This is a genomic window from Bradyrhizobium sp. USDA 3650, assembly GCF_054057395.1.
Genome location: NZ_JBSRZG010000001.1, coordinates 6,772,056 through 6,794,614, shown reverse-complemented (window position 1 = coordinate 6,794,614; position 22,559 = coordinate 6,772,056). Strand labels below are relative to the sequence as shown.

At 61.8% G+C, this 22,559-nt stretch carries 22 protein-coding genes; 15 read left to right on the top strand and 7 right to left on the bottom strand.

What is annotated here, in order from left to right:
• Positions 1–30: 30 nt before the first annotated feature.
• Entirely contained in the window at positions 31–1,332 is a 1,302-nt protein-coding gene (locus ACVIN2_RS31895; protein WP_456768608.1) for an extracellular solute-binding protein, read from the bottom strand.
• A 192-nt stretch (positions 1,333–1,524) separates the two neighbouring features.
• On the opposite strand from ACVIN2_RS31895, the gene ACVIN2_RS31890 reads away from it, so the two are divergent.
• The 10 genes from ACVIN2_RS31890 (at position 1,525) to ACVIN2_RS31845 (ending at position 12,973) form a co-directional block, all read left to right on the top strand.
• Positions 1,525–2,565 (top strand): LacI family DNA-binding transcriptional regulator, encoded by a 1,041-nt coding sequence (locus ACVIN2_RS31890; RefSeq protein WP_456768607.1) that lies wholly within the window; start codon positions 1,525–1,527, stop codon positions 2,563–2,565.
• A 10-nt stretch (positions 2,566–2,575) separates the two neighbouring features.
• Positions 2,576–3,310, top strand: coding sequence for an SDR family NAD(P)-dependent oxidoreductase (locus tag ACVIN2_RS31885; RefSeq protein ID WP_027519174.1), 735 nt, complete (start codon positions 2,576–2,578; stop codon positions 3,308–3,310).
• Positions 3,311–3,530: 220 nt separating this feature from the next.
• Entirely contained in the window at positions 3,531–4,925 is a 1,395-nt protein-coding gene (locus ACVIN2_RS31880) for an ABC transporter substrate-binding protein (protein ID WP_456768606.1), read from the top strand.
• Positions 4,926–4,928: 3 nt separating this feature from the next.
• A complete protein-coding gene (locus tag ACVIN2_RS31875; protein ID WP_456768605.1) occupies positions 4,929–5,864 on the top strand; it encodes a carbohydrate ABC transporter permease in 936 nt (311 codons plus the stop codon).
• Positions 5,861–6,700, top strand: coding sequence for a carbohydrate ABC transporter permease (locus ACVIN2_RS31870; protein WP_456768604.1), 840 nt, complete (start codon positions 5,861–5,863; stop codon positions 6,698–6,700). Before ACVIN2_RS31875 ends, ACVIN2_RS31870 begins: the two co-directional genes overlap by 4 nt.
• Entirely contained in the window at positions 6,697–7,749 is a 1,053-nt protein-coding gene (locus ACVIN2_RS31865; RefSeq protein WP_456768603.1) for an ABC transporter ATP-binding protein, read from the top strand. The genes ACVIN2_RS31870 and ACVIN2_RS31865 overlap by 4 nt, the downstream gene beginning before the upstream one ends.
• A gap of 4 nt (positions 7,750–7,753) precedes the next feature.
• A complete protein-coding gene (locus ACVIN2_RS31860; protein WP_456768602.1) occupies positions 7,754–8,527 on the top strand; it encodes a GntR family transcriptional regulator in 774 nt (257 codons plus the stop codon).
• A 32-nt stretch (positions 8,528–8,559) separates the two neighbouring features.
• Entirely contained in the window at positions 8,560–10,203 is a 1,644-nt protein-coding gene (locus ACVIN2_RS31855; RefSeq protein WP_456768601.1) for an arylsulfatase, read from the top strand.
• 3 nt (positions 10,204–10,206) lie between these two features.
• Positions 10,207–11,181: a formylglycine-generating enzyme family protein gene (locus ACVIN2_RS31850; protein WP_456768600.1), complete on the top strand. Its 975-nt coding sequence runs from the start codon at positions 10,207–10,209 to the stop codon at positions 11,179–11,181.
• 1 nt (position 11,182) lies between these two features.
• The gene (locus tag ACVIN2_RS31845; RefSeq protein WP_456768599.1) at positions 11,183–12,973 is read left to right on the top strand and encodes a chloride channel protein; all 1,791 of its coding nucleotides are present in this window, start codon (positions 11,183–11,185) and stop codon (positions 12,971–12,973) included.
• Between the two features lie 63 nt (positions 12,974–13,036).
• On the opposite strand, the gene ACVIN2_RS31840 is transcribed toward ACVIN2_RS31845, so the two are convergent.
• From ACVIN2_RS31840 to ACVIN2_RS31830, 3 genes are read right to left on the bottom strand one after another with little or no spacing between them, the layout of a single operon-like run.
• The gene (locus tag ACVIN2_RS31840; protein ID WP_456768598.1) at positions 13,037–13,759 is read right to left on the bottom strand and encodes a GntR family transcriptional regulator; all 723 of its coding nucleotides are present in this window, start codon (positions 13,757–13,759) and stop codon (positions 13,037–13,039) included.
• 27 nt (positions 13,760–13,786) lie between these two features.
• The gene (locus tag ACVIN2_RS31835) at positions 13,787–15,382 is read right to left on the bottom strand and encodes a GMC family oxidoreductase (protein WP_456768597.1); all 1,596 of its coding nucleotides are present in this window, start codon (positions 15,380–15,382) and stop codon (positions 13,787–13,789) included.
• Positions 15,382–16,509, bottom strand: a complete 1,128-nt coding sequence (locus ACVIN2_RS31830) for a mandelate racemase/muconate lactonizing enzyme family protein (protein WP_456768596.1) — start codon at positions 16,507–16,509, stop codon at positions 15,382–15,384. Before ACVIN2_RS31830 ends, ACVIN2_RS31835 begins: the two co-directional genes overlap by 1 nt.
• A gap of 106 nt (positions 16,510–16,615) precedes the next feature.
• Here ACVIN2_RS31830 and ACVIN2_RS31825 point away from each other — a divergent pair, with 106 nt between their 5' ends.
• From ACVIN2_RS31825 to ACVIN2_RS31810, 4 genes are all read left to right on the top strand, one after another.
• Complete coding sequence (locus ACVIN2_RS31825; RefSeq protein WP_247295241.1) at positions 16,616–17,386, top strand: ABC transporter permease; 771 nt, start codon at positions 16,616–16,618, stop codon at positions 17,384–17,386.
• Positions 17,383–18,192 carry an ABC transporter ATP-binding protein gene (locus tag ACVIN2_RS31820; protein WP_027519185.1) on the top strand — a complete coding sequence of 270 codons (810 nt, stop codon included), beginning with the start codon at positions 17,383–17,385 and terminating at the stop codon, positions 18,190–18,192. The genes ACVIN2_RS31825 and ACVIN2_RS31820 overlap by 4 nt, the downstream gene beginning before the upstream one ends.
• A gap of 20 nt (positions 18,193–18,212) precedes the next feature.
• Positions 18,213–19,208, top strand: a complete 996-nt coding sequence (locus ACVIN2_RS31815) for an ABC transporter substrate-binding protein (RefSeq protein ID WP_456768595.1) — start codon at positions 18,213–18,215, stop codon at positions 19,206–19,208.
• A 1,298-nt stretch (positions 19,209–20,506) separates the two neighbouring features.
• Positions 20,507–20,839 carry a hypothetical protein gene (locus ACVIN2_RS31810; RefSeq protein WP_007604755.1) on the top strand — a complete coding sequence of 111 codons (333 nt, stop codon included), beginning with the start codon at positions 20,507–20,509 and terminating at the stop codon, positions 20,837–20,839.
• On the opposite strand, the gene ACVIN2_RS31805 is transcribed toward ACVIN2_RS31810, so the two are convergent.
• Together ACVIN2_RS31805 and ACVIN2_RS31800 are read right to left on the bottom strand one after the other, a co-directional pair.
• Positions 20,840–21,064 carry a hypothetical protein gene (locus tag ACVIN2_RS31805; protein ID WP_456768594.1) on the bottom strand — a complete coding sequence of 75 codons (225 nt, stop codon included), beginning with the start codon at positions 21,062–21,064 and terminating at the stop codon, positions 20,840–20,842.
• A gap of 43 nt (positions 21,065–21,107) precedes the next feature.
• The gene (locus tag ACVIN2_RS31800) at positions 21,108–21,320 is read right to left on the bottom strand and encodes a hypothetical protein (RefSeq protein ID WP_129276097.1); all 213 of its coding nucleotides are present in this window, start codon (positions 21,318–21,320) and stop codon (positions 21,108–21,110) included.
• Positions 21,321–21,667: 347 nt separating this feature from the next.
• Between ACVIN2_RS31800 and ACVIN2_RS31795 the strand changes: the two genes are divergently transcribed.
• The gene (locus ACVIN2_RS31795) at positions 21,668–21,973 is read left to right on the top strand and encodes a hypothetical protein (RefSeq protein WP_456768593.1); all 306 of its coding nucleotides are present in this window, start codon (positions 21,668–21,670) and stop codon (positions 21,971–21,973) included.
• 274 nt (positions 21,974–22,247) lie between these two features.
• Here the strand turns inward: ACVIN2_RS31795 and ACVIN2_RS31790 are convergent, their stop codons facing one another.
• Positions 22,248–22,400 carry a hypothetical protein gene (locus ACVIN2_RS31790; RefSeq protein ID WP_456768592.1) on the bottom strand — a complete coding sequence of 51 codons (153 nt, stop codon included), beginning with the start codon at positions 22,398–22,400 and terminating at the stop codon, positions 22,248–22,250.
• Positions 22,401–22,559 lie beyond the last annotated feature (159 nt).

The window sequence follows — 22,559 nt, the reverse complement described above, 5'->3', positions numbered from 1 at the left end:
GCATGCAGCGAGCCTGCCGGCATGAAGCCGTTACTTCTGGGCGATCAGCGCATCGAGCGCCTTGTCGGCATCCGCGCAGGCCTGGTCGGTCGGCTTTTGCTTGAGGATCAGGTCCTGCACCGCCTGGCCGATGAACTCGCGCGATTCCGGATTGGCGACGATGGGATAGCCGACCTCGGAGGAACCCTTGGTGGCGAGCACGTCGAGAGCGGCCTGCCATTCCTTGCGCACCGGCTCCTCATCGATCCATTTACGATACTCAGGATCCTTGGCGACCGATGGACGCGGCGGGGCAATGCCCTGGAGCGCCATCTTCTTCTGCACCTCGGGGCTGGTCGCCCACTGCACGAAATACCAGGCCGCATCCGGCTGCTTGCTGTGCGAGGATACCGCCATGCCCCAGCCGATCGTGGTCGGCACCTGGCCAGCCTCCCCCGCCGGGAACGGCACAAGACCGGTGTCCTTCAACCGCGCGCCACCGTCCATGACGGTGCGAAGCTCGTTGGACGATTCGAACGCCATTGCGGCGCGGCCGCTGCGATAGAGTGCCGAAATCTGCTGGAAGCTGTAATTGACGACGCCAGGCGGACCGAAGTCGCGCAGCAGCCGGCTATAGGTTTCGAGCGCTTCCTTGCCCTTGGCGGAGCACAGGTTCGACTTTCCGTCGGCGATATAGGTGCCGCCGACATTGTGCAGCATGTTGCTGAAGGTGTAGGCGACCGCGGGCTTGAGGCCGCGCGAGACGAACGGCGTCACCGCGCTGTCGCAGGTCTTGATCTTTTCGGCGGCGGCTTCGACGTCCTTGATGGTCTTCGGCGCCTCGAGACCGCACTTCTTGAAGATGTCGGTGCGGTAATAGAAGATCGGCCCTTCGAGATTCATCGGCATGCTGGTGAGCTTGCCGTTGAAGGTCGCGGCCTTCACCAGGGCCTGGCTGAGCCCGGCCGGATCGTAGTCCTTGGCAACCTCGTTCTTGGCCATCGTGGTGAGGTCGGCATACCAGCCGGCGGCGGCGAACTGCTCGCCCTCGCGCGAGGGCAGCGTCATGAACACGTCAACCTCATCGCTGTTCGCATTCATGACGGTCACCAGACGCTGGCGCATCTGCTGTTCCTGATAGCCGTCGACCTTGAGGGTCATGCCGGTCAGCTTCTCGAAATCGACCTTGTAGGTCAGGAGCGCCTGCGCGACCGGATTGTTGTTGGCGAGAAAGGTGACGGTCTTGCCCTTGAACTTCATCCAGTCGAAATCGGCGGCGTGCGAGGGCGCGCCAACAGCGGCGATCGCGAGAACGGGCAACGCGAGATGCGTCGCGAGCATCCTGGCCTTCATTGGACTCTCCTCCCGGCTGGCCGCCTTAAGCTGGCGGACCATTTTGAACACGTTCGTGCACATCTGAAAACGGTTACAAAATAGACCTCACGCTCGCCGTGTCAAGCGATGGACAAACTGCGTGATCTGCGGCAAATACATGCGATTACCACCACCGCACGGGTTTGCGGCGCAACATGTACCGTTACATTCATGGGACTGACCGACGCCAAGTCTGTGAAACAAGGCATCCGCGCCGTAGCCGCCCGCGCCGGCGTCTCAACCGCATCGGTCTCTCGTGCCCTCAACAATCCGGATGCGGTGAGCCCATCTCTGCGCGTGCGCATCGAACAGGCGATTGACGCGCTTGGCTACATCCCGCATGCGCCCGCGCGCATCCTGTCCTCACGTCGCTCGCGCACCCTTGGCGCGATCGTGCCGACCATCGACAACACGATGTTCGCGCGCGGCATCGCTTCGCTGCAGCACTATCTGTCGTCGGTCGGATACATGCTGTTCCTCACGACGAGCGGCTACGATCTTGACGTCGAATTGCAGCAGGCGCGCAATCTGATCAGCCGCGGCGTCGACGGCCTGGTGCTGCGCGGCGACTGCCATCACGACGGCTTGCGCAAGCTGCTCGCGGACAACGCGGTGCCGTTCATCAATGTCGGCATATACCAGCCCGACCGGCCCTACCCTTGCGTCGGCACCGACAACGAAACGGCCGCCCATCGCGCCGCCGCCCATGTCATCGAACTCGGCCATCGCCGCATCGGGATCGTCTCGGCTCTCCAGCGCAACAACGACCGTGCCAGCGCTCGCGTTGCCGGCTTTCGCCGCGCGCTGACCGAGAGCGGCCTCGAACTGCCGTCGCAATGGCATGTCGAGGTGCCCTATACGCTGGACGACGCCCGCGAAGCGGCGCGCTATCTCCTGGGGCTCAAGGATCGTCCCACAGCCGTAGTGTGCGGCAACGACGTCATCGCCTACGGCGTGCTGCTCGAGGCGGAACGCAGCGGCTTTTCGGTACCACGCGATCTGTCGGTCGTTGGGTTCGACGATCTCGACTGGAGCCGCCATCTGCGACCGAGCCTGACCACGATTCACGTTCCGACCGGAGAAACCTGGCAACGCGCCGGCGAATATCTGGTGCGCAGCCTCGCCGGCGAGCAGACCATCATGCACCGCGAGATCGACTTTTCACTGGTGGTCCGCGAGTCGACGGCGCCACCTCCAAAATCCCTGAAGTGAGACAGTCCCGATGAGTTTGAATTTCTCCCTAGCCTCCGGCTTTCATGCCATCGTGATCGGGGGCGCCGGCGACATTGGCGCAGCAATCAGCAACCAGTTTTGCGATCTCGGCGCGACGGTGACCGCAACTGGCGCCAACGATGCCGATCTCGCCCGCACACTCCTCAAGCCGCGCGCGGGCCTCACGCTCGGGACGCTCGACGTCACCGATGATGCGGCCGTCAAATTCTTCGCCAACAAGTACAAGCGGGTCGACGCGCTCGTCAATTGCGCCGGGATTCTCGCCCGCGACAAAGAATTCGAGATCGAGACTTTCGTGAAGGTTCTCGACGTCAATCTCACCGGCACCTTCCGGACCTGCATGGCTTTTCGCGCGCTGCTTGCGGAGGCAAAGGGATCGATCGTCAACATCGCCTCGATGAACGCGGTTTTGGCGTTACCGCGTATCCCCGCCTATTGCGCCAGTAAGGGTGGCGTCGTGATGTTGACCAAGGCACTCGCCTTGAAGTGGGCCGAAGAGGGCATTCGCGTCAACGCAGTTGCGCCCGGCTATATAGAGACCGCGATCAACGCCGCCGGCCGGACTGATCTCGCGCATTACCAGCGCATCGCCGACCGCACCGCGTTCAAGCGGTGGGGACAGCCGGAAGATATTGCCGGCGCCGTCGCGTTCCTCTGCATGCCGGCGTCGCAATATGCGACCGGTACCGTCGTTGCTGTGGACGGCGGGTTTCTCGCAGGTTGACGTCGCGCGAGCACCGGCGGCTGGACATCAACGGATACGTCAAGCGGCGCATCGTCGGATTCAAACCATCTCTGGAAGCGAGCGCCGGAGTTCCGAGGCGCGCAAGATGACGTCCTATGGCAACGACGAGCGGCAACCTTGCCGCGGTTGACTTGTTATAACATTTAGGCAAATGTCCTTACTAACCGGAGCGCGAAATCCGGATTTTTGGGAGGACCGTATGACGTCATTCAAGCCGACGCGACGAACGCTACTCAAGACCGGAACTGCAGCCGCCGCTTTCGCGACGATTGGTCCGGCCTTTCTCCGGCAAGCAGCCGCGCAAGATGCCGACCTTGCGCCGTACAAATCCGCGCAGATCGACTGGCAGCAGGTCTCCGGCGAGATCATCACCGTCGCGGTGATCCCGGCGAGCTATTTCGAGAACCTCATCACGCTGGCGCCGCAGTTCAAGGCGCTGACCGGCATTGATGTCCGTTTTGAAAAGATTCCCCCGGCGCAGATCCGGCAGAAGAGCGTCATCGACCTGACCTCGAAGACCGGCACCTACGCGACCCACGCCGCAGACCCCATGTATTACGCGCTCTACGCCGCGAACAAATGGGTCGAGCCGCTCGACACCTATCTGAACGACAAGTCGCTGACCGACCAGGCCTGGTTCAAGCTTGATGACATCATTCCAGCCTGGCGCAGCGCCAACGGCATCGACGGCAAGCTCTACGGGATGCCCTATGACGGCGAAGTCACCATTCAGGTCTATCGCAAGGATCTCTATGACGCGAAGGGCCTGAAGCCGGCCGACACGCTGGAAGCCTACATGACGAACGCCGCGGCGCTGAACACGCCGAACGAGCGCGTCTGGGGCGCAGCGTTGCGCGGCGTCGCCGGTGCCGGCCAGAACATGTACATCTATCCGTCGATTTTCCGAGAGTTCGGCGGCGACTGGATGAAGGGCGGCAAGCTCACCGTCAATGGCCCCGAGGCCGAGGCGGCGCTCGCCTGGTATATCGACATCATGAAGAACTACGCGCCGATGGCGGCCGCGAACTGGAACTGGCCGGATATCGCCGACGCCTTCTCGCAAGGCACGGTCGCCAGCTACATCGACGCACATTCGTCGGCCTCGGTCATCAACAATCCCGAGAAGTCCAAAGTCATCGGCAAGGTCGCCTATGCGCGCTGGCCGAAGGGCCCATCAGGCAAGCGCACCACCTCGATCTGGAATTGGGGTTTTCCGATCAATTCCGCGCTGCCGGAAAAGAAGCGAAAGGCGACCTGGCTTTTTATCCAGTGGGCCGCGAGCGCCGAAACCCAGGCGCGCACCGCACATCGTTTTGCAGGTCCGACCAAGCGTTCTGGCGTCAACCGCACCTCAGTCTGGAAGGATCCCGACTACATCAAGCTGATGAACGGCTTTGGCGAGAACTTCGTCGAGGCCACGATGGGCGCCCTGCAGGAGGACACCGACGTAGACTGGCGTCCGCGCGTGCCACAATGGCCGGCGATCGGCGACACCATGGCAACCGCGATCCAGTCGGCCCTCTCGGGCCAGGCCACGATCAAGGCCGCACTCGACGATGCGCAGCGCCGCATCGAACCGATGATGCGCGGCTGATCCATGGCGACGACAGTGGTGACATCGGCCGGGATCGCGAGCGAGGCGCCTCGCGGCGATTTCGGCCGCATCCTGGCGCAGCGCGAGCGCCGGTTTGCAGCGGCCCTGCTTGCACCGGCGTTTCTCGCCCTGCTCGCCACGACGACGTTCCCGCTGCTCTTCCTGGTCTATACCAGCGCGTTCCGGATGGATCTGGCGATGCCGTTCACCAACGGCTTCGTCGGATTCGAGAACTACCAGGTGCTGCTCTCCGACGAGCGCTTCTGGACGTCGCTGCTGGTAAGCCTCGTCTACACCGGCTCGACCGTCGCGCTCCAGGTCATCATCGGGCTGGCGCTCGCCTTGCTGGTCATGGACATGAAGCGCGGCCAGGGCTGGTTTCGTGTCATCGCGATCCTGCCCGTCGTTCTGTCGCCGGCCGTCGTGGGCATGATCTGGCGGACCTTCATGCTGGCGCCGGAATTCGGCATCGTCGACTTCCTCGCCATCAACGCCGGTCTCGGCAGCAAGAACTGGCTCGGCGATCCCACGCTTGCGATGGTCTCGGTGATCGCAATCCATACCTGGCAATGGACGCCGTTCGCGTTCATGGTGCTGCTGGCTTCGCTGGCGTCACTGCCCGAGGACATCTATGAGGCCGCGCGGCTTGATCGGGCTTCCGCCTGTCAGCGCTTCCGCCGCATCACCCTGCCCTTGCTGCGGCCCGCAATCGTGATGGTCATCATCATGCGGACGATGGTGGCGCTGACCGCGTTTGCTGCGATCTTCACCGTCACCGGCGGCGGCCCCGGGACCGCGACCGAGATCCTCAACCTCTATGCCTACAGGAAATCCTTCACTGAGTTGTCAATCGGGTACGGTGCGGCGCTGGCGGTGGCGCTGCTGATCGTGACCATCATCATCTCCGGCATCCTGTTCGCGATGCGGAGGGCGAAATGACCGCAAAGCGCCTCCGCATCATCGCCCTGCTCGCGATTTCCATGGTCTTCCTGCTGGCCTGGGCCTTCCCGATCATCTGGAGCGTGCTGAATTCGCTCAAGACCGATTCCGACGTGCTCGCCTATCCGCCCAAGCTGGTTTTCTCGCCGACGCTGGAGGCTTATCGGGACGTACTGTTCGGCTCCGGATCGATCCTCCCGAACCTCCTTTCAAGTGCCATCATCTCGGTCGGCACTACTATCGTCACTATGTTGATGGCGGTGCCCGCGGCCTATGCCCTGGCGCGCCTGCGCTTTCGCGGCAAGAAGTTCGCGGGCTTCTACCTATTGGCAACCCAGATGCTGCCACCAGTCGGCATCATCATCCCCTACTTCCTGGTGCTGCGGAACATCGGCTGGATCGACACCTATCAGGGCATCATCCTGATTTATCTGTCGTTCTCCCTGCCGTTCGCGATCTGGCTACTGGTCTCCTATTTCGAGGACATTCCCTTCGAGATGGAGGAAGCCGCCTATCTCGACGGCGCCAGCAGGCTCAAGACGCTGTGGCGCATCATCATTCCGCAGGTCCGCGGCGGCATCGCCGTAACCGTCGTGTTTGTGTTCCTCAATGCGTGGAATGAGTTCCTGTTCGCCGTTGTGCTCAGCGGCAACACGGTGCGGCCGGTCACGGTGGCCATGTTCAATTTCGTCTCCGTTGAGCAGACGCTGTGGGCCAAGCTCGCAGCGGTCTCGGTCCTTGCCATGCTGCCTGTCGTCGTGCTCGGCGTGGTCGCACAGAAGCATATCGTAAAGGGCTTGACGGTCGGTGCAGTCAAAGGCGGAGGGCGCCGATGAGCGGCCAGGGTCAGGTCAGTTTTCGCAACATCGTCAAGATGCACGGCGAGTTCGCCGCGCTCAAGGGCGTCAATTTCGACATCAAGCCGGGCGAGTTCTTCGCGCTGCTCGGCCCCTCTGGATCGGGCAAGAGCACCACACTGCGCATTCTGGCCGGCCTGGATGCGCCCACCGCCGGCCGCGTGCTGATCGACGACAAGGACGTCACCTCGACTGACGCGCGGGACCGCGACATCGCCATGGTATTTCAAAGCTACGCGCTCTATCCGCACATGACGGTCGCAGAGAACATCGCCTTCCCGCTTGAGATGGCCAGGCTGCCAAAGGCACAAATCGCTTCCGCCGTGCAAGAAGCGGCAAGAAAAGTGAAGATCGACCAGCTTCTGGACCGGAAGCCGGGCCAGCTCTCGGGCGGTCAGCAGCAGCGCTGCGCACTCGCCCGCGCCATTGTGCGCAAGGCGCGGCTCTTTTTGCTCGACGAGCCGCTATCAAACCTCGACGCGAAGCTGCGGCTGGAGACTCGCGCGGAGCTCAAGAAGCTGCAGCGCTCGCTGGGCGTCACCGCGGTCTACGTCACCCATGACCAGGAAGAGGCCATGACGCTGGCCGACCGCATGGCGGTGTTCATGTCAGGCGAGATCCAGCAGATCGGCACGCCCGCGGAGGTGTTCGCGCGCCCGAACTCGATCGACATTGCCGGCTTCATCGGCAATCCCCCGATGAACCTCGTCCCCGCCCGTTATGTCGACGGCGACGTGATCATTGCCGGGCATCGTCTCAAGACGACGACCACAACCGCGGGCGAGCGTGATGTGGTGGTCGGGCTTCGTCCCGGCGCCCTGCGCATGACGGAGGGCGGAATTGGCGCGCGCGTCGACCTGATCGAGGACCTCGGAGATACCGCCGTGCTCGATCTCGACTGCGCCGGCACCATGATCCGCATGCGCGTCAGCGATGGCAACATTCCCGGCGAAGGCGAGACCATCTCGATCACCGCCCGTCCGCACGACATTCACCTGTTTGATCCCACAACCCGCATGCGGCTCTGACACCATGGCTGTTCAAACCCGCAAGAAGAAACTCGCTCCGCTCGGCAGCGATGTCGTCGCGGAAGGCTCGACGCCCCTGCACGTCCAGATTCGCGAGTCCATTCGCAGTCAGGTTCGCGACGGCAAGCTGATTGACGCAACCGGGCGCCTGATGACCGAGGCCGAGCTCGGCCGTCATTTCAGCGTCAGCCGCATCACCATCCGCAATGCCATTGCGCCACTGGTGAACGAAGGCATGTTCGACCGCTCACGCGGCCGCGGCACCTTTCTGCGCTCGAACCAGCCCGAAAACTGGGTCGGCCACCTCATGGGTTTTTCGGAAACCATCCGCGACGCTGGCTATCAGGCCGGTGCAAAGATCCTGCAGCAGGGTATGACCAACCGCCATGACCCCGCCGTTCGCGAGCAGCTGCGTGAGCGCGCCGTCTGGCAACTCAGGCGTCTGCGGTTCGCGGATGACACACCGATCGCGATCGAGCACGCCTTCTATCCGCCGGACATCGGTCTCGAGCTCGAGAAGCGGGATCTGATATCGATCATCATGTATCGCGTTTTAGAGGACGAACTCGGCTTCGCCATCAAGGACGCGCAGCAGACCATCAGCGCCGATCTCGCTGATGCCAGCAGCGCAAAACTGCTCGACGTGAAGGTCGGATCGCCCCTGCTCGCGATCGAGCGCGTCACCTTCAGCAAGGACGGACGGGCGCTGGAGCTTCTCCGCGCCGTGTACTTACCGAAATATTTTCGCCTCAGCATCAGCCTGACGCGCCGCCACTAAGATCGCCACACGCCAAAAACGAGGACACAAACATGCCGAATGGCGCCAAAACTTCCGACAGCCCCAACATCCTGCTCATCCTCAACGACGACATGGGCTTTTCGGACATTGGCTGTTACGGCGGCGAGATCAAGACGCCGAACCTCGATCGTCTTGCGGCGAACGGGCTGCGTTACTCTCAGTTCTACAACACCGCGCGCTGCAGCCCGTCTCGCGCCTCGCTGCTCACCGGCCTGCATCCGCACCAGACCGGCATCGGCATCCTCACCTACAGCAACGGGCCGGAAGGCTATGCCGGCAATCTGAACAAGAGTTGCGTGACGATCGCCGAAGCGCTCAAGAGCAGGAATTATACGAGCTATCTCAGCGGCAAATGGCACATCGCCAGCAGCCTCACCGAGCCGACCGACGCCTGGCCGATGCAGCGCGGCTTCGACCATTTCTATGGCACCATCATCGGTGCTGGCAGCTTCTATCACCCGAATACGCTGACCCGCGGCAACGACAATATCGAACACGAGCCGGTTAAGGACCCGTCGTTCTTCTATACGGATGCGATCAGCGACCATGCGGCCGCCTTCATCCGTCAGCACAGGGCGGAAAAGCCCGGCGCGCCGTTCTTCCAGTACGTCGCCTATACCGCCCCGCACTGGCCGCTCCATGCCCATGAAGAGGACATAGCAAAATACAAGGGCCGCTTCGACGCCGGCTGGGACAAGCTGCGCGAGGAGCGCCTCAAGCGCCTCGTCGAGGACGGCATCATCCATCCGAACTGGCGCCTGACCGACCGCGATCCGACCCAGCCCGCGTGGACCGACGCCGAGCAGCGCGAATGGACGCTGCGCTGCATGGAGGTCTACGCGGCCCAGATCGACCGGATGGACCAGGGCATCGGGCGTATCCTGAAGGCGCTGGAAGAAACCGGCCAGATGGACAACACGCTGATCATCTTCCTCTCGGACAACGGCGCCTGCGCCGAGGACATTCCGGAAGGCGTCACTGCGAAGGAGCTGGTCGACCAGCTCATGATCGCGCAGGCAAAGACCCGCGACGGCAGGCTGGTGCGTTTCGGCAACGATCCAAGCCTTATGCCCGGCGGCGAGGACACTTACCAGAGCTACGGCACCGCCTGGGCCAATCTCTCCAACACCCCGTTCCGGCTCTACAAGCACTGGGTTCACGAGGGCGGTATCGCCACGCCGTTCATTGTGCACTGGCCGCGCGGCATCTCCGAAAAGGGCGGCCTGCGGCATAATCCAAGCCAGCTCACCGACGTGATGGCAACCATTCTTGACGTCACCGGTTCCACCTACCCCAGTGAATACAACGGCAACACTATTTTGCCCTGCGAGGGCGAGAGCCTGGTGCCATCATTCGGGGCAGCTTATGGCAGTCGGGGCCCGCTGTTCTGGGAGCACGAAGGCAATGCGGCTGTGCGCACCGGCAAGTGGAAGCTGGTGCGGAAATATCCCGGCCCCTGGGAACTCTACGACATGGAAACCGATCGCACCGAGATGAACGATCTGGCCGCGCAGCATCCGGATCGCGTCCACGAGATGGCGGCGCAGTATCAGCAATGGGCCAATCGCTGTGGCGTGATCCCGCGCGAGAAGATTCTCGAACTGATGAAGGCTGAGGGCGGCACGGCCTTTTGGGAGGAAGAGAAGCAGACGTAGGACATGACGAAGGATCGCTCGCACTGTTGCACCGAGAGCGCCGCCGACAAGGGGCCGGCGACGGGCAACGATGCGCAGACAGCGATCCTTCCCAGTCCAAACCCGATCCCGCGCCGCTGGAGCTCACTGATCGTCGGAACCTTCCACATGGGATCTGCCGACAGGGGCTTCGTTGAAGATGGCGAAGGCCCGGTGCGGCCCGTCACGCTGTCGCCGTTCGCTATTGCCTGTCACGCCGTAAGCAATCTGCAGTTCGGCGACTTCGTCCGAGCCACAGGCTACACGACCGAAGCCGAGCGCTACGGCTGGAGTTTCGTCTTCGCGGGGCTGCTGCCGGAAGAGACGCGCACCGCGCAAACGGCGCGCGTTCGCGAAACGCCCTGGTGGATTCGGGTGTTGCATGCTTACTGGGCGCAACCGGAGGGCCCGTCGAGCAGCATTCTGGACCGGCTCGATCATCCGGTCGTCCATGTCTCCTGGAATGACGCTCAGGCCTATTGCGCGTGGGCGGGCACGCGGCTTCCCACCGAAGCGGAATGGGAGATGGCCGCACGCGGCGGGTTGGACCAGGCCACCTATCCGTGGGGCGATGAGCTTCAGCCAGGCGGCGAGCATCGTTGCAACATCTGGCAGGGCGATTTTCCGAGCCGCAACACTCTGGACGACGGCTATCTTGGCACGTCGCCCGTCCACGCTTTTGCGCCGAACGGATACGGCCTGCACAACGTCGCCGGCAATGTCTGGGAATGGTGTGAGGACTACTTTTCGCCGAGTTATCACCGCCTCACAACATCTCACGATCCCTTGAATCGCGAACTAGCCCCGAACCGCTCGATGCGCGGCGGATCCTTCCTTTGCCACGAATCCTACTGCAACCGCTACCGCGTCGCGGCGCGAAGCTCCAATTCACCCGATTCGTCATCGAGTAACATCGGCTTCCGTGTCGCGCGCGCTGAACCCCCGCTGGATCCGGCATAGGATGGCGCCAGCCCCACATGCCGGGAAGCCGGCTCAAGCTGCCGGCATCCGTTTGCTGCCGCTCTTTCTGCGCAACTTCGTGCGCAATCGCGAGACCGGCCTTGTGCTGGTCGCCATTGTCATCGGACTGCTCAGCGGCGTTCTCGTCGCCACCATCTCGGGCCTCAGCCAGGTTTCACATGCGCTGCTGTTCGATATTCCCTTCGACGCACATCTCAGCGCCACCGGGGTGATCTCCTGGCAGCGAACGCTGCTGATTCCGATGCTCGGCGGCCTGGTGCTCGCGCTGATCGGGCTGTATTTCGCCCGGCGCGTAAAGGGCCAGCAGCTCGCCGACGCGATCGAGGCCAACGCTCTCTATGGCGGCCGGGTATCATTTCGCGGCAGCTTGCTAATCTCGGTTCAGACCCTGCTCTCCAACGGCTTCGGCGGGTCGGTCGGACTGGAGGCCGGCTACACGCAGATCTGCGCGATGTTCGGTTCTCATGTCGGCCAGCGCCTCGCCGCACGACGTAACGACATGCGGCTCCTGGTCGCCTGCGGCGCCGCGGGTGCAATCAGCGCAGCGTTTTCTGCACCTCTGGCCGGCGCCTTCTACGCCTTCGAGGTCGTGCTGGGCGCGTACACCTCCGCCGCACTCGTTCCCGTCATTGCAAGCGCTGTTACTGCGTGGCTGGTTGCGCGGCAATTGACCCACCAGTCGTTCCTGATGGTGCCCGGCTTCCCCTCGCCTGTCTCCGTCGAAATGATCGGGCAGGCCGTGCTGATCGGCGTCATCTGCGCCTTCGTCAGTATTATCGTCATGCTCGCAGTCGCATTCTCGGAACGGTGCTTTCAGCGCATCACGGTATTCAAGGGATTCGTACGGCCGATCCTCGGAGGCCTGCTGCTCGGCGGTCTTGCCCTGCTGACGCCGACCGTCCTGGGCGCCGGCCATGGCGCGATGCAGATCCTTCTCGTCAGCAATCCGACCTGGCTCCTGCTCACCACGACCATTGTGTTCAAGATTCTTGCCTCAGCCATCTCGCTCGGCTCGGGCTTCCGTGGCGGTCTGTTCTTCGCTTCACTACTGCTCGGCGCGCTGATCGGGCAGCTCTACAGCATCGTGCTGACCGGCCTCCTTCCTGCGCTCGCCCTGCAACCGGGCACCGCTGCCATTGCCGCGCTGGCTGCGCTGGGCACCGGCGTGCTGGGCGCGCCGTTCAGCATGGTCTGTCTCGCGCTCGAAATCACCGGCGACTTCTCCGTCACCGTTGGCGCGGTAGTTGCATCATCGGTCTGCGCGCTCATTGTCCGCGAGCTTTTCGGCTACAGCTTTGCGACGTGGCGCTTCCATTTGAGAGGCGAAGTCATCCGTGGCCCGCAGGACATCGGCTGGGCCAGACAAATGAGCGCGGCGTCCCTGATGCGCACGGACTTCGAGAACGCCCCGACGACGATGCCGATCGGCGAGGCGCAAAGGCTGTTTTCGCCGGCGCTGGTCCGGCAGGTCGTACTGCTCGATCCCAACGACACTTATGCCGGCATCGTTCCGGCCGCGACGCTGCATTCGGTCGCCAACCGGGACGACGAGCCGCTCGGATCGCTGGCGCAGCAACAGGATGAATGCCTGCTTCCGACTACGTCGGTTCGTGAGATCCTGAAAGCCTTCGAGCGCAGCGAGGCAGACGTCCTGGCAGTCGTTGACCCCGCCGACAGTCGCACAGCAATCGGCACGCTGAGCGAATCTCACGTGCTGCGGACCTATGGCGAAGAACTTGAGCGTCGGAACCAGGAATTGTTTTCCCGCTAGACGGTCAAAATTGAATTTGAGGCTGATGTTGCCGGAAGGTGCTCCGCGCTTGCGGAACATGCTCTACGGCCGCAGGTCCATGTCGATACGTACGAAATCGCCGCGATAGGTGACCTCGCCCAGATAGATCACGGTATGGTCCCGGGTCGTGAAGACACGACGGACTTCGGCGACGGGCGAGTTGAGGGGTACGCGAAGCAGCCGCGCTGCCTCGAGATCGGCGGTGCCGATTGTAAGCGTCTGACGGGCGCTGGCGATCGCGGGATCCCTGAGATCGTTGAGGATCGGGATCACGGTCTCGTTGCGAAAGCGCTTTGGCGATCTGCGAAAGATCTTCTCGTCGAGATAGATGGAAATCACACAGTAAGGCTGCTTCTGGCGTGAGTGCAGGCGGCGCATAAAGACGTATTTCTCGGCCGGCTTGCCGTCTTCGGGAAGCAGCGGCGCATCACTGCGGCTTTCCGAGATGTTGATGATCTCCGGCGAGGTGTCGCGGTACATGTCCGCAAGGTCCGACAGCGTAGTCTCGACCTTGAGCCACCGATCTTGCCGCAAAGAGCCCGTGACAAACGTGCCGCGTCCCTGCTGGGCCCCGATGACGCCATCGCGGGCAAGCAGCTCGACCGCCTGACGGATCGTGACGCGCGACACCCCGAACTCGGCCGCAAGCTCCTCATTGGCTGGCAGGCGAAAGCCACGGGTCCAGGTGCCGCGCGCAATCCGCTGGCGGAAGATGTCGGCAATCTGCGCGTATTTGGGGACGTGACTGTCGGAATTCAATTCCATCTCGCCTCCGGAAGATCAATGAACCGATCAGGCCATGACAAGAGCTGCACCGCGCTCGCCGATCATCAGGCTGGTCGCGTTGGTGTTCGCCGAAGTGATCTGCGGCATCACCGAGGCATCGATCACGCGGAGCCGCTCGACGCCGCGCACGCGCAGCTGCGGATCGAGCACCGCTCGCTCATCACGGCCCATGCGGCAGGTCCCGACACAGTGAAACACGGTGCCACCCGTGTTGCGCGCAAAATCCCACAGCCCGGCATCGTCCGTTGCTGCATCTCCCGGCACCACCTCGATGTCCCACAGCGGACGAAACGCCTTCTGTTGGTAGATCTCGCGCAGGATGTTCAGGCCCGCAACGATGGTCTTGCGATCGATCTCCTCGGCGAAATAGTTGGGCGCGATCCGCGGCTGCTCGAACGGATCGGTCGAACTGATCGCAAGCCGGCCGCGCGACTTTCCGTGGCATTGCCAGACCGAAGCGGTAAATCCGGAATAGGTGTGAAGGGGCTCACCGGGCTTGTCGACCGACAGTGGCATCACGTTAAACTGCACGTCCGGCCTGCCGCCGACGGCGTATTCGGTGCAGGCTGCGCCCCCCACCTGCCCTGCGCCGACCGTCAACGGGCCACGGCCTGCCAGCATCCATTGCAGGCCCATCTTCGCAAGCTCGACCGGATTTCGGACCTGATCGTTCAGCGAGATCCGCTCCTTCAGGCGGACGATCAGCCGGGCTTGATAGTGGTCCTGAAGATTTGCGCCGACTTCCGGAGCATCGGCAACGACGGGGATGCCGAGCTTGCGCAGTAGATCAGCAGGACCGACGCCGGAAAGCTGGAGGATTTGCGGCGACTGCAGCGCCCCCCCCGACAAAATGACCTCGCGATCGGCTGTCGCGCGGTGCACCTGTCCCTTGCTGATCCATTCGACGCCGGTCGCGACGCGTCCGTTGAAAACCACCTTGCTGACATGCGCATGGGTAATGATGGAGAGGTTTCGACGGCCGGCAACCGGTTGCAGAAACGCAGAGGCGGAGCTGGTCCGCCAGTGACGCCCAATGCCGAGCTGGTAGGTGCCGACGCCGAGCGTGGTTGCGCCGTTGAAGTCCGGATTGCGTGGCAGGCCAAACTGCGCGCCTGCCTCGACCCACGCCCTGGATGCCGGATTGTCATTGCGGAGATCGGAGACCTCGAACTCGCCGAGGCCGCCGTGAAACTGGCTCTCGCCGCCGCGGTAGCGTTCGTAGCGCCGGAAATACGGCAGGACGTCACGATAGCTCCAGCCATCGGCGCCAAGGCGTTCCCAGTCGTCGAAATCCTCGTGCTGGCCGCGGATGAAGATCAGCCCGTTAATCGACGAGGATCCGCCGAGCACACGGCCGCGCGGCCAGACGATGGAACGGCCGCCGCTGCCTTCCGACGGCTCGGTCCTGAACAGGCGCGAGAAACGTTCGTTGTAGATGGTCCGATAGTACCCGACCGGAAGCCGGAGCCAAAAATTCCGGTCCGATCCACCTGCTTCCAGCAGCAGCACGCGGCAGGCGGGATCGGCTGACAAACGGTTTGCGACCACGCAGCCGGCGGAGCCCGCGCCGACGATAACGTAATCGTAGCCCTGGGGTGACATCACGCGGTCCGGTACTGTTCGATCGACGCAAGATCCGGCGTGAGCCCAAGACCTGGCCCGTCGCCGAGCTCGATCGCACCGTCCCGGACATCTAACACGGGGCCACAGAAGCGATCGCGCAGCGGGTTCTCATTGCAATCGACCTCCAGCAGCCCGTCTCCGCCGATGCCGGCCAGAAGATGGGCCGATGCGAGAAGTCCGATGCCGGCACCAAGATAATGCGGACAGAACATCTTGCCTGACTGCAGGATATCGCGGGCGATGCCCGCGCAAGCCGAGAGTCCACCCCATTTCGCGATGTCCGGCTGCACCACGCCGAGAATCCGCTCACCCAGCACCTCGGCAAATCCGGCGTGGCTGGCGATGTTCTCGCCGGCCGCTAGCGGAAACCCGATTTTCTGGCGGAGCTCCTTCCACTCCTGCTGCGGGCGGTCGGCGCGGATCGGCTCCTCGAGCCAGCCAAGGCCGAACGCTTCCAGCTGCGGAGCAAGCTCAAGCGCCTGCGCGATGGTCCAGCCCTGGTTAACGTCAGCGGCGAGCAGGCCTTCGCCAACAAGCCGCCGCAGGACCGCCAGATTGGCACGGTCGGCCACGGGATCAAAACCTATCTTCAGCTTCAAGGCGCGGTAGCCGCGCGCGAGGGCTGCCTCTGCGGCTCGCTCTGAGCCGGCTGGGTTGATGCCGCTGGCGTACACCTTGATCTTGCTCCCGGATCCGCCGAGCAACTTCCAAAGCGCAACGTTCTGGCGGCGCGCGTGGAGATCCCAGATCGCAAGATCGATGCCGGCGATCGCCTGCGCGAACGGACCCGCTTCGCCGGATTGCAGTGCGAGCACCGAGGTTCCCTGCGTCAGGCGCTCGAAAGCAGCTGATGGACGTTGCGCCTTGAATCCGACAAGGGCCGGCGCGAGCACCTCGTTGACCAGCCGAACACGATGCTCCGCTCCCGGCGCTGGAAAATTGCACCAGACCTCGCCCCAACCCACGTAACCGTCCGTATCCTCGACGCGAACGAAAACGGCAGGCCGATCCGCCATCCGCCCGAACGAGGTGATGACATCGGTCGTCAAAGGATAGCGATAGCCAAAAGCCTGGACGCTGCGAATGGTGAAAGACGACGATGTCATGCTCAAAAGGCCTGCTATGCCTATGACCAAAGGCGCTCTTGTATGGTCATCCTATTTATAATATGACTTGGAAAAACATCAACCGCTATCCGGGTGGACGCGTCGAATGAACGGAGCTGGCGTAAGACGCTTTGGTCTGGGATTGATTCCGTGGATCGGTGCAATCCTGCTCTGGTACACGGTGCGCTGGAGCGGCTTCGTCAATGTCTCGCTAATCCCCGCGCCGCACCAGGTCGCCGCCAAGTTCTTCGAGCTCCTCACGAAGGAAGGCCTCCTCGTCGACATCTTCGCCTCGACCAGACGCGTCTTCTTCGGCGTCGCGCTCGGGATTCTTGCAGCGGTCCCCGTTGGCTTCCTGCTCGGCTGGTATCGCCCGGCCCGCACCTTCGCGGACCCGATGATCAACTTTTTTCGCGCGCTGCCACCAATCGCCCTGATCCCGCTGGTGATTGTCTATTTCGGCGTGGACGAGGTCGCAAAACTGGTCATCCTGTTCTACGCCTCATTCTTCTCCGGCGTGATCGTGATGTATGAAGGCGTCTCGCAGATCACGCCCCTCTACATCCGCGTAGCGCAGACGCTCGGCGCCAGTCAGGCAGAAATCTTCCGCAAGGTCATCATTCCCCTCACCGTCCCGCATATCCTCACCGCGCTGCGGGTCGCATTGGGCGTGGCCTGGGCGACTCTCGTTGCATCCGAGCTGATAGCGGCCCAGCGCGGACTTGGCGCGATGATCCAGAACGCCTCGACCTATTTCCTGCTCGATGTCATTTATGTCGGCATCATCTGCATCGGCCTGATCGCCCTGATCATGGACATGATCCTGCGCAGGATCACGGCGCGGTTGCTGGTGTGGCAGGATCGGGTCGTCGCATGACGAAGCGTGCGCGATTCGAAAACGTTTCGTTGTCATTCGAAACTCCGAGGGGCCACCTCAACGTCGTCGAAGACGTCACCTACGACATCAACGATGGCGATTTTATCGCGGTGATCGGCCCCTCCGGCTGTGGCAAGACCACGATGATGAGCATGCTCGCGGGCTTCCAGAGGCCGACGACCGGCAATGTGCTGTTCGACGGGCGTCCCGTCGCGGGCCCCGGGCCCGAGCGCGGCGTCATCTTTCAGGAATATGGCGTCTTCCCGTGGCTGACCGTGAAGCAGAACATAGCTTTCGGCCTGAAGCTCAGCGCCAACCGCGTCCCGGCCGGTGAGCGCGATGCCATCTGCGATCACTATCTCGGCCTGATGGGATTGTCCGACTTCGCCAGCTCCTACCCCAAGCATTTATCCGGCGGCATGCGTCAGCGGCTCGCGATCGCGCGTGCCTATGCCGTCAAGCCCCAGTTCCTGCTGATGGATGAGCCGTTCGGCGCGCTCGATGCCCAGACCCGATCCAACATGCAGAACCTGCTGCTAAAAGTGCTCGAGACCGAAGGCAAGACTGTCATGCTAATCACCCACTCCGTGGAAGAGGCGATCTATCTCGCCTCCCGCATCGTGGTGGTGACCGCGCGGCCGGCACGGATCAGGCAAATCATCGACGTGCCGTTCGCCTATCCTCGCGATGAATCAATCCAGGAGCGGGCCGAATTCGGCGAGTTGCGAAGCTACATCAGGCAGCTCGTCATGGATGAGTATCGCGCCCAGCAGGCGCAAATGCGTCCGGCATCATTCTCGGAATAACAAACAAAACGGAGGATACCATGGACCGCAGACAATTTCTGACCACGACGGCGGGCCTCGCGCTCGGCACCTTCACGGCCTCAGCACCGGCGATCGCGCAAGCGAAAACGAAAGTCCGCGTCGGCTATCTTCACACCGTCGCGGTCGACGGCCAGATCTGGACCGGCATGGATCGCGGTTCCTTTGAAACGCAGGGCCTCGATCTCGAGCTGCGACAGTTCAACACCGGCCTCGAGATCTTCCAGGCGCTGATCGGCGGCAGCCTCGACGTACTGGCCACCGGCGCCGTGCTCTCGAACTTCCCTGCCCGGGGGCAGGGCAAGGTGTTCCTGATCAACGACATTGAGGTCGCGACCGCACAGCTTTGGGTTCGCGGCGACCAGGGCATCAAGTCGTTTGAGGATCTGAAGGGCAAGCGGATCGCGACCGCGACCGGTACCACCGCGCATGTGTTCCTGGATACCGCGCTTCGCGCCAACAAGGTCGATCCGAAGGAGGTCGAACTCGTCAACCAGACCATGCCAGCGGCCGTGACCGCCTTTATCTCCGGCGCGGTACCGGCCGTCGCTCTTTGGGTACCCTTCAACGTCACGGTTCGGGACAAGGTGCCAGGGGCGGTCAAGCTCGCCGATGCGTCAGCCTACTATCCAAAGGCCGCTATCATCGGCGGCTGGGCGGCGGCCAACGATTATTACGAGCCAAACAAGGAAACGCTGGCGAAGCTGATCCGTGGCTGGGCGGATGCGAATGACTACATTGTCGCGAACAGCACCGAAGCGATGGAGAAGCTGCAGAAGGGTCACTATAGCCAAACCCCGCTGGCCGACATCAACGAATCGTTCAAGGCCCAGAAGATGTTCACGTCCAGGGAGTGGAAGCGGATGTACTCAGACGGGACGGTCACCAACTGGCTGCAGCAGTCGACAGATTTCTTCATGGCCAACGCAGGCATCAAGGACTCCACGCCGGCAACCAAATATTTCGATCCCAGTCTGTATCTAAAAACAATCGTGTGATCTGATCGCGGAAGCTGGCGGCTCCCTTGCAAGGAGCCGTAGCACCCGCGCTCTCTTCATGTTGAAGAGGCTTTCGTTTCGAAAGCTGATCAGTCGATGATATGGGTCCCGTTTAGTTGAAGCGTACTGGCGGCGAACCGCCTCCGTTTGCATGACACTGAGCGATCCTGCGGCTTCATTGGCCCTGCTCATCACTGTAGGACCGCTGTTGCCCTGCTTCGGCTGTCTCGTTCGAGGCCAAGCAACGCTGCGCCCGCTCGATCTGGAAGTACAAGAACTAGTCATTCGACGGCTACATAGTCGCCATCTAGCTTCTGCGGCCGTTCTGCTTAACTCAGGCGAAGTTGATCCGAAACACAGCCGGGGCGCTTCTCGCCGAGCATGCGCCACCCGGATCTGAATATCAACTGCCGCTGACTGATAAGGTTTGCCGACAATCTTTATCAGTCTAGAACCGTCTCCAATTCGGATCGTTACAAGCAAGCCGACTGATGCCGCGTCCTTAAATTGTCATCAGATGAGGCGCCACCTTCCGCCGCTGCGCTCGTCTTTAGGAGCGGATGGCGTCAATCGCGTGAGCTATTAGAACCGCAACGCTTGCCGCGATTATGATCACTAACAACCAACTGATCACGTCCGTCTCCATCAACATTATGGAGTGAACGCGCTCAAACGCGCACAGTCAAAAACAAGTCGCCGAAAAGCTTAATTTCAGCGATGGGCTGAGGACTCGAGGCAACTCTTGCGTCCGCAGTCGGTCCCGCCGAGATGGCAGTAGCCGGGTCTCACCGACCCACCATGATGGGTCTCGGTGCAGCTCCCCTTTCGCTTGGCAGCAATAGAGAGCAGAATTGTTCCGTCCTCGGAACAGAATGCCCGCCAGGTTGATTTCGGTTCCGCCGAAATTGTGTTTGCAAAAGAGACAAAGTTGAGGCAGAATTTTTGCTACCGGGGCTGGCTGCATATTTCACTTGGTATTTTTGACCCGGCTTCATTTGACGACGCGTTGGGCCGCAGCGATTTAACCTCCCGCTGCGGCCTTCGCCGAACGGCAGGCCAGCGTGAACCGGCGAGCGCCCCTCAAGGTACGCCCTGTCGTTGGCGCCTCAGAGTCGGAGGACTGTGAGAACGGCTCAAGCGTCTCCAGCCGCAGCTTTCCGGTCTTCTCCGCTGATTGAGCTTCGCAGGAGCGGCTCGCCCTGGGCATTAGCCATTGGGACAGTGGCCCCGAATCGATGCCGGTTGCACGAAAGGGGCGGAATCCGCATTATGGTTTTGCTGGGCGAAGCGGATCTACCGTGGCTCTGAAGAACCCCGACGCTATTGCGGCAGTCGTGACTGCGCTGCGGCTTACTTACGGCGACGAAACGGCACGAGCCATGCTGGTCGGCGGCATGAGCCTGGCCGCGCTGATAGAGGCGATGTTCTCCGCCTCGGTTGAGCGACGCGATGCCGTTCGATACGTTGCGTCTGCCTTGGACGACTTCGCCATCTCGCCGGAACCCGGCCCCGTCTGGCACCTTCGCTACGTTTACGAAAGTCATGGCTCGTTTCGCGTCGTCGATATGGAGATTGCGACGCCAACAGGCACGCTGTCCAGTAAAGACGTCTGGCTACGTCTGCCCGTCTAGCTACCTTGCCACTTCTGCGATGTGGCCGGTGCTGTCGACGATTAGCGAGCGCGCGGTGCCTTCCTTGACGGCCTTGTAGGTCTTTATCTTTCCGGCTGGTAGTTCCTGGATGTGCGAATAGCCGGCGGCGCGAAGCTTGGCGATGATCTCCTCCGACGTCAGGCTGAGCGCGGACGAGGATCCCCAGACCAGTACGAGGGCAGCCATTACGAACGATCGCAGCACTTACCCTCCTTGCGCGCACGCCGTCATCGGGTTGACTCCTTATCTAGCCGCCGACCGGCCCCGACAACGTCTCCAGTCCCGCCTCTATTGCCGCGATGTCCTGCTCGATTTGCGCAATCGACAACCTGCAGTCAAAGCCCACCCAGGCCTTCAGGTCTCCGGCAAGTCGCCGGCGATGGATCCTCAGCTCTTCAAGCGACTGGCGGTCTTTCACTCTTGCGTAGCCATCCACAATCAACTCAATCGCACTCGACATGACGCTACTCCACAAAAACATTCTGATTTAATCGAATAAAGCTTAGTGCAAGCCGCCCGTTCGGCGCAACTTGTGCGCTGGCTTTGTACAAAATGGCCCCTCCGCCGGCTTACGCTTCAGCCAATGGGGCGGCTGGGGAACAACAAGAGCCAGAGAGCCCCTCGAATGTCCAACCAGGCCGTCGTCAAAATCGGTCAAGATCATTGACGGGTTGGCATTGCACTCAGCGTCCAACGGCAAATTCTTCGGAAACGGTTGAGCACAGGGTTTTAGTTTCTTCTAGCTTTTCCCGAACGGGGGCGTCAAACTTGCGTCCATTGAGAACGTAATTTTTTCAGGACATTGCGATGGGAAAACCTGCCGTTTCCCGTGATGCCTTCCGGGGACTATTCGCTTTCTATGCGGCGAAGGCTCATCACGACCACAAGCCCGAGGCCGAACATTCCCTTTTGCGGATGTTCGGATCTGCGGACGATATACCCGATGCTTTGCTGCAGCAGTGGTCGGACAGAGCTGAGCTGCTCGGCTCCGAAACCGTTGGCCGCGTAATGGATCCACACGTCCGTCAAATCACGAACGGCAATGCACAATACGACCATGCCAGCGACTTTCTCCACACGCTGCTGAGAGACCTCGGGCGGAAAATGCAGTGATCGAACCGCCACGCCATTGGCGCTTATCAGACGCATAGACTTCGCAGCTTGTTTCCGGCGTTTTCGAACGACTTGGACTTCATAAAAGACCTTCTGGCCTTCAGCCAAGCCCGATGAACCGGCGCGCTGCACTGCGCTAGGCTCTACCGCCGTCATCGGGTTGGATGAAGCCGACCCACGCCCATTAAACCACTGCAGTGTGTCCGCTGCCAGCTAGGTGTGATCGCAAAGGCCGTGTGAAATAGTTCACAGATTGGGAAAGAAAAGCTCGCTATCATGGAGAGAGCGGCGGAGATGCTCCGGCCTGCTGTTGCCCGGTCGTCTGCCCATCCGGCTTGATGATGAATTGTTTGTTGTCTCGGTAGCGGAAAAGGCGGCGACGATGATTGACGACGATTTGGTCCGGGCACATCGCAACAATATTCAACGCTATCACCTCTTATTGCATACCACTCTGACGGACTTCGAACGGCAGTATGTCGAAAGACGTCTGAGCGAGGAGCAATCGAAGCTGGATAGGCTAAAGACTCGTGCTCAAGCAAAGCGAGACGGCCAAGCGGCTACAGATCACGCAGGGTAGGACACC